Genomic DNA, 18,594 nt, shown 5'->3' on the forward strand with positions numbered 1-18,594 from the left:
ACCAGTCACCGCCTCAAGGCAGTCAACCGGCCGACCAACAACTTACTTGTGGTCTTTGACTTCTTCGAACTCAGCGTCGACGACGTCGTCAGCTTTTTCAGCCGATTCAGCGTGCGGTGCAGCGCCTTCAGCTGGTTGAGCCTGTTCGGCGTACATCTTCTGAGCCACTGGCGCGGAGACCTTGGACAACTCTTCAACCTTGGCTTCGATTGCAGCCTTGTCGTCGCCTTTGACAGCGGCTTCCAGGGCAACTACAGCAGCTTCGATTGCAGTCTTCTCTTCGGCGCTCACTTTATCGCCAGCATCAGCGACCATTTTGCGCGTCGAGTGAACCAGTGCATCACCCTGGTTACGGGCAGCAGCCAGCTCTTCGAACTTGCGATCTTCCTCAGCGTTAGCCTCGGCATCACGCACCATGCGCTCGATCTCTTCGTCGGACAGACCGGAGTTGGCCTTGATCACGATCGACTGAGTCTTGCCAGTGGCCTTGTCTTTGGCGCCTACGTGCAGAATGCCGTTGGCGTCGATGTCGAAGGTCACTTCGATTTGTGGCACGCCACGTGGTGCTGGTGGAATCTCGGCCAGGTCGAACTTGCCCAGGGACTTGTTCTGTGCGGCCTGCTTACGCTCACCTTGCAGCACGTGAATGGTCACGGCGCCCTGGTTGTCGTCGGCAGTCGAGAACACTTGCGATTTCTTGGTAGGAATCGTGGTGTTTTTCTCGATCAGCGCAGTCATCACGCCACCCATGGTTTCGATACCCAAGGTCAGCGGGCTGACGTCGAGCAGCAGAACGTCTTTCACGTCACCGGCCAGTACCGCGCCCTGGATTGCAGCGCCCATGGCAACTGCTTCGTCCGGGTTAACGTCTTTACGCGCTTCTTTACCGAAGAACTCGGTCACCAGCTTCTGAACCAGTGGCATACGGGTCTGACCGCCCACCAGGATCACGTCGTTGATGGCACCAACGTCGATACCAGAGTCTTTCAGAGCAATGCGGCAAGGTTCGATGGTGCGTTGAACCAGGTCTTCAACCAGCGCTTCCAGCTTGGCGCGCGAGATCTTCACGTTCAAGTGCTTAGGACCGGTGGCGTCTGCAGTGATGTACGGCAGGTTCACGTCGGTCGACTGAGCAGAAGACAGCTCGATCTTGGCTTTTTCGGCAGCTTCTTTCAGACGCTGCATCGCCAGCGGGTCACCTTTGAGGTTCATGCCGCTTTCTTTCTTGAATTCCTCGACGAGGTAGTCGATCAGACGAATGTCAAAGTCTTCACCACCGAGGAAGGTGTCACCGTTAGTGGCCAACACTTCGAACTGGTGCTCGCCATCGACTTCAGCGATTTCGATCACGGAAACGTCGAAAGTACCGCCACCCAAGTCGTAAACGATCACGGTGTGATCGCCCTTGGCCTTGTCCATACCGTAAGCCAGAGCAGCTGCGGTCGGTTCGTTGATGATACGTTTTACGTCCAGACCCGCGATGCGGCCGGCGTCTTTGGTCGCTTGACGCTGGCTATCGTTGAAGTAGGCCGGAACGGTGATCACCGCTTCAGTCACTGGCTCGCCGAGGTAGTCTTCGGCGGTCTTCTTCATTTTCTTCAGAATTTCAGCCGAGATTTGTGGCGGTGCCATTTTCTGGCCGTTCACTTCAACCCAAGCGTCGCCGTTGTCAGCCTTGGCGATCTTGTAAGGCACCATCTGAATGTCTTTCTGTACAACTTCTTCTTCGAAGCGACGACCGATCAAACGCTTCACCGCGTACAGGGTGTTGTGCGGATTGGTCACTGCCTGACGCTTGGCCGATTGGCCAACGAGGATTTCGCCATCGTTGGCGTAAGCGATGATCGACGGCGTGGTACGCGCGCCTTCGGCGTTTTCGATAACTTTGGCTACGCCGTTTTCAAGTACGGAGACGCAGGAGTTGGTAGTCCCCAGGTCGATACCGATAATTTTGCCCATGTTCACTCTCCCGAAACTTTGGATTTGGTTGCCGCAGCAGTGGTGGCTAACTGCGGTAGCACTTAAACGCTTGACTTCTAAATGGGGGCCTTACGGCTAATTTCAAGCCTGCTCATCAATAGAAGGCGAAACCGGCGCCGGTGCCTTGCTGACCACGACCATCGCCGGGCGCAGCAGGCGACCGTTGAGCTGGTAACCCTTCTGGAACACCTTGAGCACGCTGTTTGGCTCGAGGTCGGCGCTTTCCTGCATGGCCATTGCCTGATGAAGAACGGCATTGAACGGTTCGCCATGCGGATCGATCGCCTCCAGCTGATAACGCTTCAGGGTGTCCTGGAACATTTTCAGGGTCAGCTCGATGCCTTCGCGCATCGGGCGGATGCTTTCGTCATCCGGGTTGGACAACTCCAGGCCACGCTCCAGGCTGTCGATGATCGGCAGCAAGTCACTGGCAAATTTTTCCAGCGCGAATTTGTGAGCCTTTTCTACATCCTGCTCGGCGCGACGGCGGACGTTCTGCAGATCGGCGGCCACACGCAAAGCCTGATCCTGCGCACCTGCCAGTTGCTCTTCGAGCACTTGTACACGAGCCGCCAAGTCATCACCCGAAGTCTGGGAAGCCTGATCGGCGTCTAGATTTTGCGTATCCACTGTCTGTTCGTCAGCCATAGAATTCTCCTTTCAATATCGTCCGCGAGCTCAACTCGCGCTTCTGCCCAGCTATATGGGGCCGCAAAATTCAGCTTCAAGGGGTTTAATGAGATTAACCCTACAAAAAACGCTGCATTGTCATTCCCCACTGCACTAACGATTTCGTCGGATCAAGCAAATCGAGCTAACGAGGGGCATTGTCAGCCAGAAACAAAACACTGTATAAATAACCAGACCTAATGCCTGGGAGCGGCCTTTATGCTGGTGCACCTGTCCGTACATAACTACGCCATCGTTGAACATCTCGATCTCGAACTCGATCGCGGGATGAGCGTGATCACAGGGGAAACCGGCGCCGGCAAGTCGATCATGCTCGACGCCCTCGGCCTGACCCTGGGCGATCGCGCCGACAGCGGCGTCGTCCGTCCCGGCGCAGACAAGGCCGACATCCTCGCCACCTTCGATCTGGTCGACATCCCTGAAGCCCGTACCTGGCTGGCCGAGCGCGATCTGGAAAACGATGGCCCGTGCATCCTGCGTCGCGTAATCACCGCCGAAGGGCGCTCACGCGGCTACATCAACGGCACGCCCTGCCCACTCGGCGACCTCAAGGCGCTGGGCGAACTACTGATCGACATCCACAGCCAACACGAACATCAATCCCTGCTCAAGACCGACACCCACCGCCGCCTGCTTGATGAGTACGCCGGCGCGACGGACCTTGCCCGCCAGGTGCAACTGGCTGCCCAGCGCTGGCGCCAGACCCGCCAGGAACTGGAGCGCCTCTCCAACTCCGGCGACGAGCAGCGTGCTCGCCATCAACTGCTCAGCTATCAACTCGAAGAACTGGAAAATCTGGGTCTTGGCGACAACGAACTCGAGCAGTTGGAACAGGAACACAAAAACCTGACCAACGCTGAAACCTTGCTGGGCATCTGCCGGCAAGTCGTCGAGCAATGCAGTGAAAGTGACTCCGGCAATGTGCTGAACGCGCTGACCGCCAGCCTCAACCGGCTGTCGAGCGTGAACAACTCAATCGGCGCACTCGGAGAAGCCAGCAGCCTGTTGACCAGCGCGCAAATCCAGGTCGAAGAGGCCGTTGGCGAACTGAATCGCTTTCTCGACAACTTCGACGCGGACCCGTCGCGCCTTCAATATCTGGAGGAGCGCCTGGATTCGATCTACACCCTGGCGCGCAAACACCGTATCCAGCCAACCGAAGTCGCCGAGATGCAGCAGAAGCTCCTCGATGAAATTGAAACCCTGAATGCCAATGACGAGTCCATTGAACGACTGAGCGACGAATTGTCGTCTTACGCTCGTCACTATCAGGAAAAGGCTCGGGAACTGAGCGATCTGCGCCATCAAGCCTCAAGTAGCCTGGCTTGCGCGGTAGAACAGGAAATCCAGCGCCTGGGCATGCCCGGCGGCCGCTTCACCATTGAGCTACGCCCTAACAGTGGTGACGAACTGCTGCCTAACGGACTCGAACAGGTCGAACTGCTGGTCAGTGCCAACCCGGGCCAACCTTTAAAAGCCTTGGCGAAAGTGGCATCGGGCGGTGAACTATCACGGATCAGCCTGGCCATCCAGGTCATCACCGCACAAACCTCCCGCGTACCAACGCTGGTGTTCGACGAAGTAGACGTAGGCATCGGCGGCCCGACAGCCGAAATCGTTGGTCAGTTGCTACGTCGATTGGGTGAGCGCGGGCAGGTTCTGACCGTCACGCACTTGCCACAAGTGGCGGCACAAGGTCATCAACACCTGTTTGTGCACAAAGTACGTGGCGAAGATGCCACCCGCACGGCCGTTTCCAAGCTGAGTAAGAACGATCGTGTCGAAGAAGTGGCGCGGATGCTGGGCGGCATTGACCTCACCAAAGAATCCTTAGCTCACGCCAGGAAAATGGTGGTTACTGCGAAAGTTTAAGGCCCACAGAAAGCACGAAGGCGACCCTAAGGTCGCCTTCGTTCGTTTCGCGAACATTGAGTTCGCGCGACATGCTTACTTTTTCTTGCGTACGTACAACACAAGATTGTGATCAACCATCTCGAAACCATACTTATCGACGATGGCTTTCTGCAGGCGCTCGATTTCTTCGTCGAAGAATTCGATCACTTCGCTGGTTTCGACATTGACCATATGGTCGTGATGCTTGCCGTCGTCCAGTTCAAAGACCGCGTGGCCTCCGTCGAAGTTGTGCCGCACCACAAGGCCAGCTGCCTCGAACTGAGTCAGTACACGGTAAACCGTGGCCAGACCGACGTCCTCGCCAGCCTCCATCAGTGCCTTGTAGACATCTTCAGCACTCATGTGGCGCTGCTCGGCGGAATCGAGCATTTGCAGAATTTTGACCCGTGGCAGGGTCACTTTGAGGCCGGCTTTGCGTAGTTCGCTATTTTCAACCATGGTCAGCTTTCTCGCGATGCTGCTTCGCAGCTTCTCTTAATGCGGGTATGATCGGCGTTTACGTTGTCCCAGCCAAGATAGTGGAAGTCGCCCACCGATGCAAAACACCAAGCTCTTGCTAACCAGTTTCACCTTTGTGGGACTGCTCGCACTCGCCGGTTGTTCATTCCCCGGGGTTTACAAAATCGACATCCAGCAGGGCAATGTCGTCACGCAGGACATGATAGACCAGTTACGCCCGGGAATGACCCGTAAGCAAGTAAGGTTTATCATGGGCAACCCTCTGCTGACTGACACGTTCCATGCCGATCGCTGGGATTATCTGTACAGCCTGCAACCGGGTGGCGGTGAACGCCAACAAGAACGCATTAGCGTTATCTTCAACCCAAATGACCAGCTTGTCAGTCTTTCTGGTGATTTCATGCCGGGCGTGAGCCGCGACGAGGCCATCCTCGGCAAGGACACCGCCACGACAGTGACCGCACCTGCTGAAAACGCCGAGAAGCCGAAGCCAAAACCGGAAAAACCGGTGAAACCAGGTTCGTTGCTGGATCAGATTCAGAAGGACGTTGACGGCGTACAAACCGTTCCAGTCCCGACGCCACAACCTCTGGAAACTTCGCCGCAATAATTTGCGACGCAATAAAAAACCCGGCATGCCGGGTTTTTTATTGTCTGGCGTTTACCCAGCTTAAAGATTCCGTGCTTTGGCCTCGGCAGCCTTGGCCGCACGCAGCCGGCGAACCTCTTTCGGGTCGGCCAACAGCGGCCGGTAAATTTCGATGCGATCCCCTGACTGAACCGGTCGACTGTTGGAGTCGGTGATTACCTTTCCAAAAATCCCCACCGGGCATTCAGCCAAGTCCAGCTCCGGAAATTCACGACCTACAGCGGACTTCAACAATGCCGCCCGCACAGTTGTTCCAGCAGGCACCGTCACAGACAGAAGCATCTGACGATCAACCGCGGCATACACCACCTCGACCTTGATCAACGCCTCAGCCATACATTTGCTTCGCCCGTTGGCAGAACGCATCCACCAGCGTGTTGGCGGCCTGATTGAACAATGGCCCCAGAGTCGCGCGAATGATCGGCCCCGCGTAATCAAACGACAGGTCCAGACTGATCTTGCAGGCCTTCTCACCCAGAGGCTTGAACACCCAGACACCGTGCAGTTGAGTGAACGGCCCTTTTTCAAGGTTCATTTCAATCGACTGGCCGGATACCAGAGTATTACGCGTCACAAAATGCTGGCTCAGCCCACCCTTGGCCACGCCAACGCTCGCGCGCATATGCTCAGGAGAGCTTTCCAGGACCTCGGCCTCCGAGCACCACGGAAGGAATTCCGGATACCGCGCAACGTCGTTGACCAGGTCGTACAGCGCTTGCGCCGGATACGGCAGCAAGGCCGAACGTGAAATGTGTGTCGTCATGTCAGCGTCACTTCCACAGCTGGGCGGCAAACACTACGAGAATGCCGATGGGCGCCACATAGCGCATCAAAAACAAAGACAAGGCGAACAGCGCAGGACTACGGATCGACAATTCGTCGCGCACCGCTTCACGGCCCATCACCCAACCTGCAAACACCACGAAACACAACCCACCGAGTGGCAACATGATCCGCGAGGTGAAGAAATCGATCACTCCAAAGAAATCCAGACCGCCCGCAGCGCCCCATTGGTAGAGGTGAAACAGACCGCCTTCGTTCACGAAAAACTTCGCTTCCTTCCAGACATTGAAGGAAAACACTGTGCCCAGCCCGACAAACCAGCAGGTGAATGCCAGCCAGAATGTCACCCAGGCGCGGCTGACTTTCGTGCGCTCAACCAGGTATGCCACCATCGGTTCAAGCAGGGAGATTGCCGAGCTCCAGGCCGCAATTGCTACCAGCACAAAGAACACTACGCCCATCAACTGGCCGAAGGCTACGTTGCCAAAGGCAAATGGCAGACTGACAAACATCAGGCCCGGGCCTTCGCTCGGGTTCAGGCCCGCGGCGAACACAATCGGAAACAGTGCCAGGCCGGCCACCAGAGAAACGAAGGTATCTAGCAGTGCCACGCCGACGACAGTGCCTGAAATCGACGAGTTCTTCGGCATGTAGGCGCCGTAAATCATGATCGAACCGACGCCCACGCTCAGGGAAAAGAACGCATGCCCCATCGCTGGCAATAAACCGTCAAGGACCTTTTCCGGGTGGAAGTCGAACATGAAGTGCACGCCCTCCATGAAATGCCCGGTGGTCATGCTGTAGCCCAGCAATACAAGAATCATCACGAACAGCAACGGCATCATGATCCGCAGGCTACGCTCGAGCCCGGCAACCACGCCTTTGGCGATCACCAGGGCCGACAGCAGCATAAAAATCGTGTGCCAAAGTGTCAGGCGCCATGGGTCGGCAATCACATTGCCAAAGTACGCACCGACCTGAGCCGGCGTCACCCCCTGAAAATCGCCACGCCCCATGTCGATGATGTAATCCAGCGACCAGCCGCCGACCACACTATAGAAAGACAGGATCAGCAGCGCGGTGATCATTCCGGCGAACGCTCCCCAGGACCATTTGCCCGAGTGCCCAGCTTCCAGTGCCAACACCTTCAAGGCGTTGGCCGGACTCTGCCGGGCGCGCCGGCCAATCAGGGTTTCCGCCAACATGACCGGCACACCGATCAGCGCAATACAGGCCAGAAACATCAGCACAAAGGCGCCGCCACCGTAGACGCCTACCATGTACGGGAATTTCCAGATACTACCCAGGCCCACGGCCGAACCGGTCGCGGCGAGTATGAAGACCCAGCGGCTAGCCCAACTGCCGTGGACAGAAACCTTGTCTGTCGACATCGTTATTACGACCAAGCATTCAAAAAAGAGCGCGCATTGTCCGGGATTCAATCAACCTGCTCAAGCACGTAGCATCACCGTAGCCGACTCGCTTGCAAGTCCCTATAATGCCGCCCCTATGGCTAAACAGAAGAAACACCCTACAGGGACCATCGCGCAAAATAAAAAGGCGCGACACGATTACTTCATCGAACACAAGTTCGAGGCTGGTCTGGTCCTGGCCGGCTGGGAAGTAAAAAGTCTGCGGGCGAGCAAGCTGCAACTGGTAGACAGTTACGTGCTGCTCAAGGATGGCGAAGCCTGGCTGCTCGGCAGCCACATCACGCCCCTTATGACCGCCAGCACCCACGTCATTGCTGATCCGGTCCGCACCCGGAAATTGCTGCTCAACCGCCGCGAGCTCGAAAAACTGGCCGCCGCCGTGCAGCAAAAAGGTTATGCGTGCGTGTGCCTGTCCTGGTACTGGAGCAAGCACATGGTCAAGTGCGAGATCGCTCTGGGCAAGGGCAAGAAGGAATACGACAAGCGTGATACCGAGCGCGAGCGCGATGCCGGCCGTGAATTGCAGCGTGCGGTGCGGAACAAGGGCAAGGAAGATTAATCTTCCGGCCTGAGTTTTAAGGCACTAGCGAAAAGATCGCAGCCTGCGGCAGCTCTACTTTGGAATGCATTCCATGTAGGAACTGCCGCAGGCTGCGATCTTTTGCTTTAAAAAATCACATCCCCTTGCGCCGCTCCGCCCGAGCCATGCGCTGCACTTCCTGGCGCACTTCTTCCAGCACTTCCTGCACATACAAAATGTGTCTACTGGAGACTTCCCGCGCCTGGTCCGCCCGACCTTCGATGATCGCCTGGTACAACTCCCGATGCTGCGTGATCAGCATGTCGCGGGTTTCGGTGCGTTGTTTGTACATGCCGCCAATATTGGTCACCACGTTGCGTTTGAGCAGGTCGAACAACCCACGAATGGTGTGCAGCAACACCGCGTTGTGGCTCGCCTCGGCGATCGCCAGATGAAATTTCGCATCCGCCGCGCCCTCCTCCACACGGCTCACTTCGTCGTGCCGCGAATAACAGTCCTGCAACTCATTGAACGCAGCGGTCAGGCGGTCGCGGTCAACATCCGTGGCACGTAACGCAGCGTAATAGGCACAAGACGCTTCCAGCGTATGGCGAAACTCCAATAGATCGCGTTGCGCCTCGGGATTGCTTTCCAACAGATGCAGCAACGGATCGCTGAAGGTTGTGCCCAAGGATTCCACGACATAATTGCCGCCGCCCTGACGACTGACCAGCAAGCCCTTGGCGGCCAGCTTCTGAATGGCCTCGCGCAGTGACGGGCGTGACACGCCGAACTGTTCGGCCAGCGCGCGCTCGGCCGGCAAACGCTCACCCGCCTTCAGCGTGCCTTCGAGGATCATCCCCTCCAGCTGCTCGACAATATCGTCAGACAAACGGCGCTGCCGAATCTGATCAAACCCCATAACTCGATTTCTCCAAGGCCCGACGATTCGCCGGGGCTCCATTCTGGCCTATTGGTGCCGCGGCGGCACCTGCCAGGCAGCAATAGCGCGAGCGGATCAGATGAGCTGATGGCTCACGCATTCGACAAAAGTTTTAGCGCGGCAAATTGACACACCGCCTACAAGGCTTTTACCCTAGCCAACAGCGATTGTAAATTGGTATTACCAATTATCCAAGCACGCTGATCAGTGCCTGACCAACAACAATTAGGGGCCACCCCATATGCAAACCTGGCAACAGCTCTACAGCCCGCTCGGCAGCCTCGGCTTGTCCGCCCTCGCGGCCGTTATTCCGATCGTATTTTTTTTCCTGGCCTTGGCCGTGTTCCGCCTCAAAGGACACGTCGCTGGCAGTATCACGCTGGCCTTGTCGATTCTGGTGGCGATCTTTGCTTTCCAGATGCCGGTCGACATGGCGTTCGCCGCCGCCGGGTATGGCTTCGCCTACGGCCTGTGGCCGATTGCCTGGATCATCGTCGCGGCCGTATTCCTCTACAAACTGACGGTCAAGAGCGGCCAGTTCGAAGTCATCCGCAGTTCAGTTCTGTCGATCACCGACGACCAGCGCCTGCAAGTTCTGTTGATTGGCTTTTGCTTCGGTGCCTTCCTGGAAGGTGCCGCCGGTTTCGGTGCACCGGTGGCGATTACCGCCGCGCTGTTGGTCGGCCTGGGCTTCAACCCGCTGTACGCCGCAGGCTTGTGCCTGATTGCGAACACCGCTCCGGTTGCGTTCGGCGCACTGGGCATTCCGATCATCGTTGCCGGGCAAGTGACCGGTATTGACGCATTCAAAATCGGCGCCATGGCCGGCCGTCAACTGCCATTGCTGTCGCTGTTCGTGCCGTTCTGGCTGGTGTTCATGATGGACGGCCTGCGCGGCGTGCGGGAAACCTGGCCGGCAGCACTGGTGGCCGGGTTGAGCTTTGCGGTGACCCAATATTTCACCTCGAACTTCATCGGCCCGGAACTGCCGGACATCACTTCGGCGCTGGTTTCGCTGGTTTCCCTGACGCTGTTCCTGAAAGTCTGGCAGCCGAAGCGCGCCGCAGGCCAACACATTGCTGGTGCCGTCTCGGCGTCCGTAGTGACCGCCAGCGTCGGCGGCTTCGGCCAGAAACGCGCCACCGTGGCTTCGCCTTATAGCCTGGGGGAAATATTCAAAGCCTGGTCGCCGTTCCTGATCCTCACCGTGCTGGTGACCATCTGGACCCTGAAACCGTTCAAGGCCATGTTCGCGGCTGGCGGTTCGATGTACAGCTGGGTGTTCAACTTCGCCATTCCGCATCTGGATCAGATGGTGATCAAGGTCGCACCCATCGTGGCCGCTCCGACCGCCATTCCGGCGGTATTCAAGCTTGACCCGATTTCTGCGACCGGCACGGCCATCTTCTTCTCGGCGTTGATCTCGATGCTGATCCTGAAGATCAACATCAAAACTGGTCTGACCACTTTTAAAGAGACCTTCTACGAACTGCGCTGGCCGATTTTGTCCATCGGCATGGTGTTGGCCTTCGCCTTCGTCACCAACTACTCGGGCATGTCTTCGACCATGGCCCTCGTTCTGGCGGCTACTGGCGCAGCCTTCCCATTCTTCTCGCCGTTCCTCGGTTGGCTGGGCGTGTTCCTGACCGGTTCCGATACGTCGTCGAACGCGCTGTTCAGTTCGCTACAGGCGACCACCGCACACCAGATCGGCGTCAACGACACCCTGTTGGTGGCGGCAAACACCAGCGGCGGCGTGACCGGCAAGATGATCTCGCCACAATCAATCGCCGTGGCCTGCGCCGCAACCGGTCTGGTGGGCAAAGAGTCGGACCTGTTCCGCTTCACGCTCAAACACAGCCTGTTCTTCGCCACGATCGTAGGCGTGATCACCTACGTTCAGGCTTATTGGCTCACCGGCATGCTGGTGCACTAAGCACTACAAGCAACATGGAAAAAACCGACGTCGGACCACGATTCTGGCGTCAGCTATTCACTACTCGGTCTGTAAGGCTGCTGAAAGAATCTATCTCTATATTCAGCAGCCTCAACGGACGGGTAACCGGCCGAGAGACACGCCTGATGAGCGAGCTTTTTTACAACGCAGTGCCGAATGCGACCCGTGTCGCCCCGCCACTGCCTGAGCCTCGGCAATACCCCAGTGAGAAACCGCAAAGGGTGTATCTGTTCGGGACCTGCGTGGTGGATTTGTTCTACCCGCAAGCCGGAATGGATGCGATCCACTTGCTGGAACGCGAAGGCATCCGGGTCGAGTACCCGCAAGGGCAAAGCTGCTGTGGACAACCGGCCTACACCTCGGGCTACACCGAGCAGGCAAGGACCGTGGCGCGCTCACAACTGGCGTTGTTCGCCGGTGATTATCCGGTGGTGGTACCGTCCGGCTCCTGCGCGGGCATGTTGCGCGAGCACTATGCCGACTTGTTCCAGGACGAGCCGGAAACATTGAAACAGGTCCTGGCATTGGCTGCCCGAACCTATGAACTCGCCGAGTTCCTGTTGTTTGTCTGCAAGGTGCAATTCAAGGACAGCGGCGAAGCGGTAAAAGTGGCGTTGCACACGTCATGTTCGGCACGCCGCGAGATGAACACCCATCTGCATGGCCGCGAGTTGTTGGCGCAGCTAAGCAATGTGGAGCGCGTCGAGCACAGTCACGAGAGCGAATGCTGTGGCTTCGGTGGGACTTTCAGCGTCCGTATGCCAGACATTTCCGGCGCGATGGTGGCTGACAAGACCCGCTCGTTGAAGGAATCCGGCGCACACAAGGTACTGAGTGCCGACTGCGGTTGCCTGATGAACATCAACGGCTCGCTGGAAAAGCAGAAGGAAGCGTTGCGCGGCCAACATCTGGCCAGTTTCCTTTGGCAGCGTACCGGGGGTGCCCGATGAGCGCCGCCGAACTGATTCCAGTGGTCGCCGTAGAAGAAGATTTCCGCACCCGCGCTCACGAGGCGCTGGGTGACGCGCAATTGCGAAACAACTTTCGCAAGGCGATGGATTCACTGATGACAAAACGGGCAACGTCCTTCAGCGATGCCCACGAGAGAGAACATCTGCGAGCGCTGGGCAATGCTGTCCGTGCCCGTGCGTTATCCAAGTTGCCCGACTTGCTTGAGCAACTTGAACAGAACCTGACCCGCAACGGTGTGACAGTGCACTGGGCGGAAACGGTGGACGAGGCCAACGGCATCGTCCTCTCGATCATCCGCGCTCACGAGGGGCGGCAAGTGATCAAGGGCAAATCGATGGTCAGCGAAGAGATGGAGATGAACCACTTCCTCGCTGATCGGGGCATTGAATGCCTGGAATCGGACATGGGCGAGTACATCGTTCAGCTCGATGACGAGAAGCCTTCACACATTATTATGCCGGCGATCCACAAGAATGCCGGTCAGGTCGCGTCCTTGTTCCACGACAAACTTGGCGTGGAATACACCAAGGACGTAGACCAACTTATTCAAATCGGTCGCAGGGTTCTGCGGCAGAAATTCTTTGAAGCGGACATCGGCGTTTCCGGTGTCAACTTCGCCGTGGCTGAAACCGGCACCCTGCTGCTGGTGGAAAACGAAGGCAACGGCCGCATGACCACCACGGTCCCGCCCGTGCACATCGCCGTCACCGGTATCGAAAAAGTCGTGGAAAATCTGCGCGATGTGGTCCCTTTGCTGTCACTGCTGACCCGCTCGGCACTCGGCATTCCGATCACCACTTACGTCAACATGATTTCCGGCCCGCGCAAGGAGCATGAACTCGACGGTCCGCAGGAAGTGCACCTGGTGCTGCTCGACAACGGTCGCAGCCAGGCCTTTGCCGACAGCGAATTGCGTCAGACCCTGAACTGCATCCGCTGCGGCGCCTGTATGAATCATTGCCCGGTTTACACTCGAATCGGCGGCCATGCCTACGGCGAGGTTTACCCTGGGCCTATCGGAAAAATCATCACCCCGCACATGGTCGGCCTGGCGAAAGTCCCGGACCACCCGAGCGCCTCTTCGTTGTGCGGAGCCTGCGGCGAAGTGTGCCCGGTGAAAATCCCGATCCCTGCTTTGCTGCGTCGTCTGCGGGAAGAGAACGTCAAAGCCCCGGACAGCCCGCATCAAGTGATGCGCGGCCAGGGCAGCAAGTACTCGCGTAAAGAACGGTTCATCTGGAACGCCTGGGCCAGACTCAACAGTTCGCCGACGCTGTATCGCCTGTTCGGTTTCTTCGCCACGCGCCTGCGCGCACTCACGCCCGGTAATGTCGGGCCGTGGACGCAAAATCACAGCGCACCGAAACCCGCCGCCCGCTCATTGCATGACATGGCCCGCGAGCATCTGGCCAAACAGGGAGATCGTTGATGAGCGCCAAGCAAAATATCCTCGCCAAACTGCGCAAAAGCCTGACAGGCACCACGCCAGTGGATGACAACTTTGACGTCGCGCTGGTGACAGAGCCCTACACCTACACGCCTGAGCAACGCATCCCGCAATTGCGCAAACTGATGGAAGCGGTGCACACGGAAATCCACCTGACGTCGGGTGACGATTGGCCGGCGTTGCTCGCTCGGTTGTTGCTGGATCGTCAGTTGCCAAGCCTGTTGATCGCACCGACAACACCTCACGGGCAACAACTTACTCAGCAGTGGGCGAACAATCCTGATCTGCCGGTACTCAAGTCCTACGACCGTCCCGTCGAAGAATGGAAAGCCGAGCTGTTTAACGACACACCGGCAAGCCTGACCGGAACACTCGGCGCCATTGCCGCCACGGGTAGTCTGATTCTGTGGCCCACGCGGGAAGAACCGCGCCTGATGAGCCTGGCGCCACCCGTGCATTTCGCCCTGCTCAAGGCCAGTGAAATTCGGGATAACTTCTATCAGGTGCAGCAGGAGTTCGAATGGGCCCAGGGCATGCCGACCAATGCGTTGCTGGTGTCCGGGCCGTCGAAGACCGCCGACATCGAGCAGGTCTTGGCGTACGGTGCCCACGGTCCTAAAGACCTGGTGGTGCTGATCCTGGAGGACCAATGACTTTACCGGCCGCTTTCCTGCGCGATGCGCAGCAACTGATTCCCCAAGAACGACGCTTCGACGACCCGTTATCGACGCTGGCCTTCGGTACTGACGCGAGTTTCTACCGGTTGATTCCGCAATTGGTAATCCGCGTCGAGTCCGAAGATGAAGTGGTGGCGCTGCTGAAACTGGCGCAGCGTGATCAAGTCCCGGTGACCTTCCGCGCTGCTGGCACCAGCCTCTCCGGCCAAGCCATCAGCGACTCGGTATTGATCGTGCTGGGGGATAACTGGAACGGTCGTGAGATCCGTGGCCAGGGCACCCAAATCCGCCTGCAACCGGGTGTAATCGGCGCTCAGGCCAATGCGTGGCTGGCGCCGTTCGGGCGTAAGATCGGTCCGGATCCGGCCTCGATCAATGCGTGCAAAATTGGCGGCATCGTCGCCAATAACGCCAGCGGTATGTGCTGCGGTACGGCACAAAATACCTATCACACACTGGCCGGGATTCGTCTGGTGCTGGCTGACGGCAGCCGTCTCGATACCGAGGATTCGGCCAGTGTCGCGGCGTTTCTGCAAAGCCATGCAACGCTGCTTGAGCGTCTGGCGACGCTGGGCCGCGAGACCCGGGCAAATTCCGAACTGGCTGCAAAGATTCGCCACAAATACCGTCTGAAAAATACCACCGGCCTGTCACTCAACGCCCTGGTGGATTTCGACGAGCCTGTGGATATCTTGAGCCACTTGCTGGTGGGCTCCGAAGGCACTCTCGGCTTTATCAGCGCGGTGACCTACGACACAGTGATCGACCACCCGAACAAGGCCTCAGCGCTCATCGTGTTCCCGGATGTGGAAACCTGCTGCAACGCAGTCACTGTGCTGAAAAGCCAACCGGTATCCGCCGTAGAACTGCTCGACCGTCGCAGCCTGCGCTCGGTGCAGAACAAACCCGGCATGCCGGGTTTCGTACAGCACCTGTCGAACAATGCCTGTGCTTTGCTCATCGAATCCCGCGCCGCGTCGTCCACATTGCTGCACGAACAACTGGCGCAAATCATGGCGTCGCTTGGCTCGTTCCCGGTGGAAAAACAGGTCGATTTCACCGAAGACCCGCTGGAAAACGCCCGTCTCTGGGCGATCCGCAAGGACACCTTCCCCGCCGTCGGTGCGGTGCGTAAAACCGGCACCACGGTAATCATCGAAGACGTGACCTTCCCGGTGGAACAACTGGCGATTGGCGTGAATCGCCTCATCGAATTGTTCGACAAACATCATTACGACGAAGCGATCCTTTTCGGACACGCTTTGGAAGGCAATCTGCACTTCGTCTTCACCCAAGGCTTCAACAACCCGGAAGAAGTCGCACGTTACCAGGCATTCATGGACGACGTGGCGCAACTGGTCGCGGTGGAATTTGGTGGTTCGCTGAAGGCCGAACATGGCACCGGGCGTAACATGGCACCGTTCGTTGAGCTGGAATGGGGAAGCGATGCTTACCAGTTGATGTGGCAGCTCAAACGCCTGCTCGATCCCAACGGCATTCTCAATCCGGACGTGGTGCTCAGCGAAGATCCGCAGATACACCTCAAGCATTTGAAACCCTTGCCCGCTGCCGACGAAATTGTGGATAAGTGCATCGAATGCGGCTTCTGCGAACCGGTGTGCCCGTCGAAAGGCCTGACCCTGAGCCCGCGCCAGCGCATCGTTGTCTGGCGTGACATTCAGGCGAAGAAACGCGCTGGAGTCGACACCCGTGAACTTGAAGCGGCCTATGAGTACCAGGGCATCGACACCTGTGCCGCCACCGGTCTTTGTGCACAACGATGCCCTGTAGGAATTAATACTGGCGAACTGGTGAAAAAGCTTCGCGGTCAGCACGCCACGCATACGAAAACCGCTAACTGGCTGGAAGGAAATTTCGCCACGGCACTGCAAGGTGCACGTTTCACCCTGCACGTGGCCAATGGTGCGCGGATATTGCTGGGTGCGCCGCGACTGGCGAAGTTGTCGGCGACATTGACGAGGCTGTCAAAAGGTCAGGTTCCGCAATGGACCAACGCCATGCCACAGCCGGAAAGAGCCATTCGTTTCAGTCCATCCGTTACGGACGAGCGCCCTCGGGTGGTGTACCTGGCAGCATGCGTATCCCGCGCCATGGGACCGGCAGCCGGTGACGAGGAACAAATGTCGTTGTATGACAAAACCCGCGGCCTGCTGGAAAAGGCCGGTTATCAGGTGGTGTTCCCGGACAACCTCGACAACCTCTGCTGCGGCCAGCCTTTTGCCTCCAAGGGATATGCCGAACAAGCCGAGCACAAACGCCAGGAACTGATCGGCGCTCTGCTTCACGCCAGCCGTGGCGGCCTCGATCCGATCTATTGCGACACCAGCCCCTGCACCTTGCGCCTGGCTCAGGACCTGGGCGATGTGCGTCTGGACCTGTACGACCCAGTGCGCTTCATCCGCACGCATCTGATGGATAGACTGGACTTCACGCCGCAGGATGCGCCGATCGCGGTGCATGTCACTTGCAGCACCCAGCACCTGGGGGAAAGCCAGGCCTTGATTGATCTCGCGCGCAAGTGCAGCAAAAACGTGGTCATCCCGGAAGGCATTCACTGCTGCGGCTTTGCCGGTGACAAGGGCTTCACGACTCCCGAACTCAATGCGCATTCGTTGCGCACCCTGAAAGATGCCGTGCAGCACTGCAGCGAAGGCATCTCCACCAGTCGTACCTGTGAAATAGGCCTGAGCCAGCATGGCGGGATCGACTATCACGGGTTGGTTTATCTGGTGGATCGCGTGACCCAGCCACGCTCGATCCAGGGGTAACCTTTGTAGGAGCGAGCTTGCTCGCGATGGATGTCAACGAAAACGCGTTTTCTCTGAATAAGCGCGTCGCCCTTGAGTTCTTCGCGAGCAAGCTCGCTCCTACAGATGGGGCCCTCGTTCCTTTGTATGACCGGCAGATGCGCAAAAAAGAGCCAATTTCCAACCTGCGGCTATAGTCATTTAGCCAGGCCCTGTGAAAGGGGCTTATAACCACCTCGGCCAGCGGCCCCCTCCTCGACCGGCAGCCCCGAGCCCTCATGCGCAAGGAGATACTCATGAAGAACTCTGCAATTGCTGGATTGTTCATCACCGCTGCACTGCTGGCCTCGCCTGTGTTTGCGGCGGATAAAGATCTTTGTACCGATAACCTTCAGACCATCAGCGACTTTGTGGACAGTGCGCCCTCTATCCCGGAAGGCTCCCTGGACAACGTCAAAGCCGCGATGGAAAAAGCCAAAGCAGCCCAGGCAGCCGGTAACGACAAGGATTGCGTCGAAATCTCAAGTAACATGATCCAAAAAATGCAGATTCGAAATCCTACCCGGAACTGATGCGAGACATGGCCAACCTTCGGGTTGGCCTTCCGGGTCGCATTGACGTAGACTACACAGGCTTGTTGCTCATCAGATTCACGAGCAATGAGTTCGGGGCCGTTTAGGATTCGACGCCGGTTGCGAAACTTTAGGTGCATGCCGAGTTGGTAACAGAACTCGTAAATCCACTGTTGCAACTTCTTATAGTTGCCAATGACGAAACCTACGGGGAATACGCTCTCGCTGCGTAAGCAGCCTTAGCCCTTCCCTCCTGGTACCTTCGGGTCCAGCAATCATCAGGGGATGTCTGTAAACCCAAAGTGATTGTCATATAGAACAGAATCGCCGTGCAGTACGTTGTGGACGAAGCGGCTAAAACTTACACAACTCGCCCAAAGCACCCTGCCCGTCGGGTCGCTGAGGGTTAACTTAATAGACACGGCTACGCATGTAGTACCGACAGCGGAGTACTGGCGGACGGGGGTTCAAATCCCCCCGGCTCCACCAATTCGTCTTCCCAGGAAGACTCGAAAAAGCCGTAAAGCCAAGAGAAATCGAAGCTTTACGGCTTTTTTGTTGCTTGTACGTTTACCGAATCCCGAATTAAACGGCCGGCTTACCCAATATGCCGGTGTAATGAGGCCGGTGCCTTGCTCAATCGCACCAGCATGTCGGGCAGTGTTGGCAGGTTGGTCGTGTCGGTGAGCGGTAGCACAAAATCATAGCGGGTCAGGAAGAAGTCCGGTACGTCACTGTCGAACACCACGACCACCCGTTTCAGAACTGCCCTCGGTTGCAATTGCGCCCACAAAAAAGGCACTGACGATTATCGCCAGTGCCTTTTTTGT

Annotated in this window: 17 protein-coding genes and 1 other RNA gene; 10 read left to right on the forward strand and 8 right to left on the reverse strand. The window is 57.5% G+C overall.

The features are described from left to right. Positions 1-42: 42 nt before the first annotated feature. Complete coding sequence (gene dnaK / locus KUF73_RS25445) at positions 43-1,959, reverse strand: molecular chaperone DnaK (RefSeq protein ID WP_218440748.1); 1,917 nt, start codon at positions 1,957-1,959, stop codon at positions 43-45. A 102-nt stretch (positions 1,960-2,061) separates the two neighbouring features. Continuing rightward, on the reverse strand, positions 2,062-2,628 hold the full coding sequence (gene grpE, locus KUF73_RS25450) for a nucleotide exchange factor GrpE (RefSeq protein WP_218440749.1): 567 nt from the start codon (positions 2,626-2,628) through the stop codon (positions 2,062-2,064). A 240-nt stretch (positions 2,629-2,868) separates the two neighbouring features. Here grpE and recN point away from each other — a divergent pair, with 240 nt between their 5' ends. Continuing rightward, positions 2,869-4,542, forward strand: a complete 1,674-nt coding sequence (gene recN, locus KUF73_RS25455) for a DNA repair protein RecN (protein ID WP_218440750.1) — start codon at positions 2,869-2,871, stop codon at positions 4,540-4,542. A 75-nt stretch (positions 4,543-4,617) separates the two neighbouring features. Here the strand turns inward: recN and fur are convergent, their stop codons facing one another. After that, positions 4,618-5,022 (reverse strand): ferric iron uptake transcriptional regulator, encoded by a 405-nt coding sequence (gene fur / locus KUF73_RS25460; protein ID WP_003197684.1) that lies wholly within the window; start codon positions 5,020-5,022, stop codon positions 4,618-4,620. Between the two features lie 97 nt (positions 5,023-5,119). Between fur and KUF73_RS25465 the strand changes: the two genes are divergently transcribed. Next, complete coding sequence (locus KUF73_RS25465) at positions 5,120-5,653, forward strand: outer membrane protein assembly factor BamE (RefSeq protein WP_218440751.1); 534 nt, start codon at positions 5,120-5,122, stop codon at positions 5,651-5,653. 60 nt (positions 5,654-5,713) lie between these two features. On the opposite strand, the gene KUF73_RS25470 is transcribed toward KUF73_RS25465, so the two are convergent. From KUF73_RS25470 to KUF73_RS25480, 3 genes are read right to left on the reverse strand one after another with little or no spacing between them, the layout of a single operon-like run. After that, positions 5,714-6,028: an RnfH family protein gene (locus KUF73_RS25470; RefSeq protein ID WP_218440752.1), complete on the reverse strand. Its 315-nt coding sequence runs from the start codon at positions 6,026-6,028 to the stop codon at positions 5,714-5,716. Beyond that, positions 6,021-6,455 (reverse strand): type II toxin-antitoxin system RatA family toxin, encoded by a 435-nt coding sequence (locus KUF73_RS25475; protein WP_218440753.1) that lies wholly within the window; start codon positions 6,453-6,455, stop codon positions 6,021-6,023. Before KUF73_RS25475 ends, KUF73_RS25470 begins: the two co-directional genes overlap by 8 nt. 7 nt (positions 6,456-6,462) lie before the next feature. Beyond that, on the reverse strand, positions 6,463-7,866 hold the full coding sequence (locus KUF73_RS25480; RefSeq protein ID WP_218440754.1) for a sodium-dependent transporter: 1,404 nt from the start codon (positions 7,864-7,866) through the stop codon (positions 6,463-6,465). Between the two features lie 118 nt (positions 7,867-7,984). Here KUF73_RS25480 and smpB point away from each other — a divergent pair, with 118 nt between their 5' ends. Continuing rightward, on the forward strand, positions 7,985-8,467 hold the full coding sequence (gene smpB / locus KUF73_RS25485; protein WP_007915208.1) for an SsrA-binding protein SmpB: 483 nt from the start codon (positions 7,985-7,987) through the stop codon (positions 8,465-8,467). Positions 8,468-8,582: 115 nt separating this feature from the next. On the opposite strand, the gene KUF73_RS25490 is transcribed toward smpB, so the two are convergent. After that, positions 8,583-9,350: an FCD domain-containing protein gene (locus KUF73_RS25490; RefSeq protein ID WP_218440755.1), complete on the reverse strand. Its 768-nt coding sequence runs from the start codon at positions 9,348-9,350 to the stop codon at positions 8,583-8,585. A 262-nt stretch (positions 9,351-9,612) separates the two neighbouring features. On the opposite strand from KUF73_RS25490, the gene KUF73_RS25495 reads away from it, so the two are divergent. The 7 genes from KUF73_RS25495 (at position 9,613) to ssrA (ending at position 18,253) form a co-directional block, all read left to right on the forward strand. Continuing rightward, positions 9,613-11,307 (forward strand): lactate permease LctP family transporter, encoded by a 1,695-nt coding sequence (locus KUF73_RS25495; RefSeq protein WP_218440756.1) that lies wholly within the window; start codon positions 9,613-9,615, stop codon positions 11,305-11,307. A gap of 146 nt (positions 11,308-11,453) precedes the next feature. Beyond that, a complete protein-coding gene (locus KUF73_RS25500; RefSeq protein WP_218440757.1) occupies positions 11,454-12,278 on the forward strand; it encodes a (Fe-S)-binding protein in 825 nt (274 codons plus the stop codon). Further along, on the forward strand, positions 12,275-13,729 hold the full coding sequence (locus KUF73_RS25505) for a LutB/LldF family L-lactate oxidation iron-sulfur protein (RefSeq protein ID WP_218440758.1): 1,455 nt from the start codon (positions 12,275-12,277) through the stop codon (positions 13,727-13,729). Before KUF73_RS25500 ends, KUF73_RS25505 begins: the two co-directional genes overlap by 4 nt. Further along, positions 13,729-14,400: an LUD domain-containing protein gene (locus KUF73_RS25510; RefSeq protein WP_218440759.1), complete on the forward strand. Its 672-nt coding sequence runs from the start codon at positions 13,729-13,731 to the stop codon at positions 14,398-14,400. The genes KUF73_RS25505 and KUF73_RS25510 overlap by 1 nt, the downstream gene beginning before the upstream one ends. Beyond that, positions 14,397-17,213, forward strand: a complete 2,817-nt coding sequence (locus KUF73_RS25515; protein WP_218440760.1) for an FAD-binding and (Fe-S)-binding domain-containing protein — start codon at positions 14,397-14,399, stop codon at positions 17,211-17,213. The genes KUF73_RS25510 and KUF73_RS25515 overlap by 4 nt, the downstream gene beginning before the upstream one ends. Positions 17,214-17,488: 275 nt before the next feature. Further along, positions 17,489-17,764, forward strand: coding sequence for a hypothetical protein (locus tag KUF73_RS25520; RefSeq protein ID WP_218440761.1), 276 nt, complete (start codon positions 17,489-17,491; stop codon positions 17,762-17,764). Positions 17,765-17,859: 95 nt separating this feature from the next. Then, positions 17,860-18,253: a transfer-messenger RNA gene (ssrA, locus tag KUF73_RS25525) on the forward strand. A gap of 109 nt (positions 18,254-18,362) precedes the next feature. Here ssrA and KUF73_RS31480 read toward each other — a convergent pair. Continuing rightward, complete coding sequence (locus KUF73_RS31480; RefSeq protein WP_256345689.1) at positions 18,363-18,566, reverse strand: hypothetical protein; 204 nt, start codon at positions 18,564-18,566, stop codon at positions 18,363-18,365. Between the last annotated feature and the right edge of the window lie 28 nt (positions 18,567-18,594).

The organism is Pseudomonas sp. PD9R (assembly GCF_019200975.1).
Lineage (GTDB): Bacteria > Pseudomonadota > Gammaproteobacteria > Pseudomonadales > Pseudomonadaceae > Aquipseudomonas.

Excerpts from the sequence above, each read along its gene's own strand:
- KUF73_RS25490 (WP_218440755.1), bottom strand. The coding sequence starts at position 9,350 with ATGGGGTTTGATCAGATTCGGCAGCGCCGTTTGTCTGACGATATTGTC.
- recN (WP_218440750.1), top strand. The coding sequence starts at position 2,869 with ATGCTGGTGCACCTGTCCGTACATAACTACGCCATCGTTGAACATCTC.
- smpB (WP_007915208.1), top strand. The coding sequence starts at position 7,985 with ATGGCTAAACAGAAGAAACACCCTACAGGGACCATCGCGCAAAATAAA.
- grpE (WP_218440749.1), bottom strand. The coding sequence starts at position 2,628 with ATGGCTGACGAACAGACAGTGGATACGCAAAATCTAGACGCCGATCAG.
- KUF73_RS25495 (WP_218440756.1), top strand. The coding sequence starts at position 9,613 with ATGCAAACCTGGCAACAGCTCTACAGCCCGCTCGGCAGCCTCGGCTTG.
- KUF73_RS25475 (WP_218440753.1), bottom strand. The coding sequence starts at position 6,455 with ATGACGACACACATTTCACGTTCGGCCTTGCTGCCGTATCCGGCGCAA.
- KUF73_RS25515 (WP_218440760.1), top strand. The coding sequence starts at position 14,397 with ATGACTTTACCGGCCGCTTTCCTGCGCGATGCGCAGCAACTGATTCCC.
- fur (WP_003197684.1), bottom strand. The coding sequence starts at position 5,022 with ATGGTTGAAAATAGCGAACTACGCAAAGCCGGCCTCAAAGTGACCCTG.
- KUF73_RS25465 (WP_218440751.1), top strand. The coding sequence starts at position 5,120 with ATGCAAAACACCAAGCTCTTGCTAACCAGTTTCACCTTTGTGGGACTG.
- KUF73_RS25500 (WP_218440757.1), top strand. The coding sequence starts at position 11,454 with ATGAGCGAGCTTTTTTACAACGCAGTGCCGAATGCGACCCGTGTCGCC.
- KUF73_RS25480 (WP_218440754.1), bottom strand. The coding sequence starts at position 7,866 with ATGTCGACAGACAAGGTTTCTGTCCACGGCAGTTGGGCTAGCCGCTGG.
- KUF73_RS25505 (WP_218440758.1), top strand. The coding sequence starts at position 12,275 with ATGAGCGCCGCCGAACTGATTCCAGTGGTCGCCGTAGAAGAAGATTTC.
- KUF73_RS25520 (WP_218440761.1), top strand. The coding sequence starts at position 17,489 with ATGAAGAACTCTGCAATTGCTGGATTGTTCATCACCGCTGCACTGCTG.
- KUF73_RS25510 (WP_218440759.1), top strand. The coding sequence starts at position 13,729 with ATGAGCGCCAAGCAAAATATCCTCGCCAAACTGCGCAAAAGCCTGACA.
- dnaK (WP_218440748.1), bottom strand. The coding sequence starts at position 1,959 with ATGGGCAAAATTATCGGTATCGACCTGGGGACTACCAACTCCTGCGTC.
- KUF73_RS25470 (WP_218440752.1), bottom strand. The coding sequence starts at position 6,028 with ATGGCTGAGGCGTTGATCAAGGTCGAGGTGGTGTATGCCGCGGTTGAT.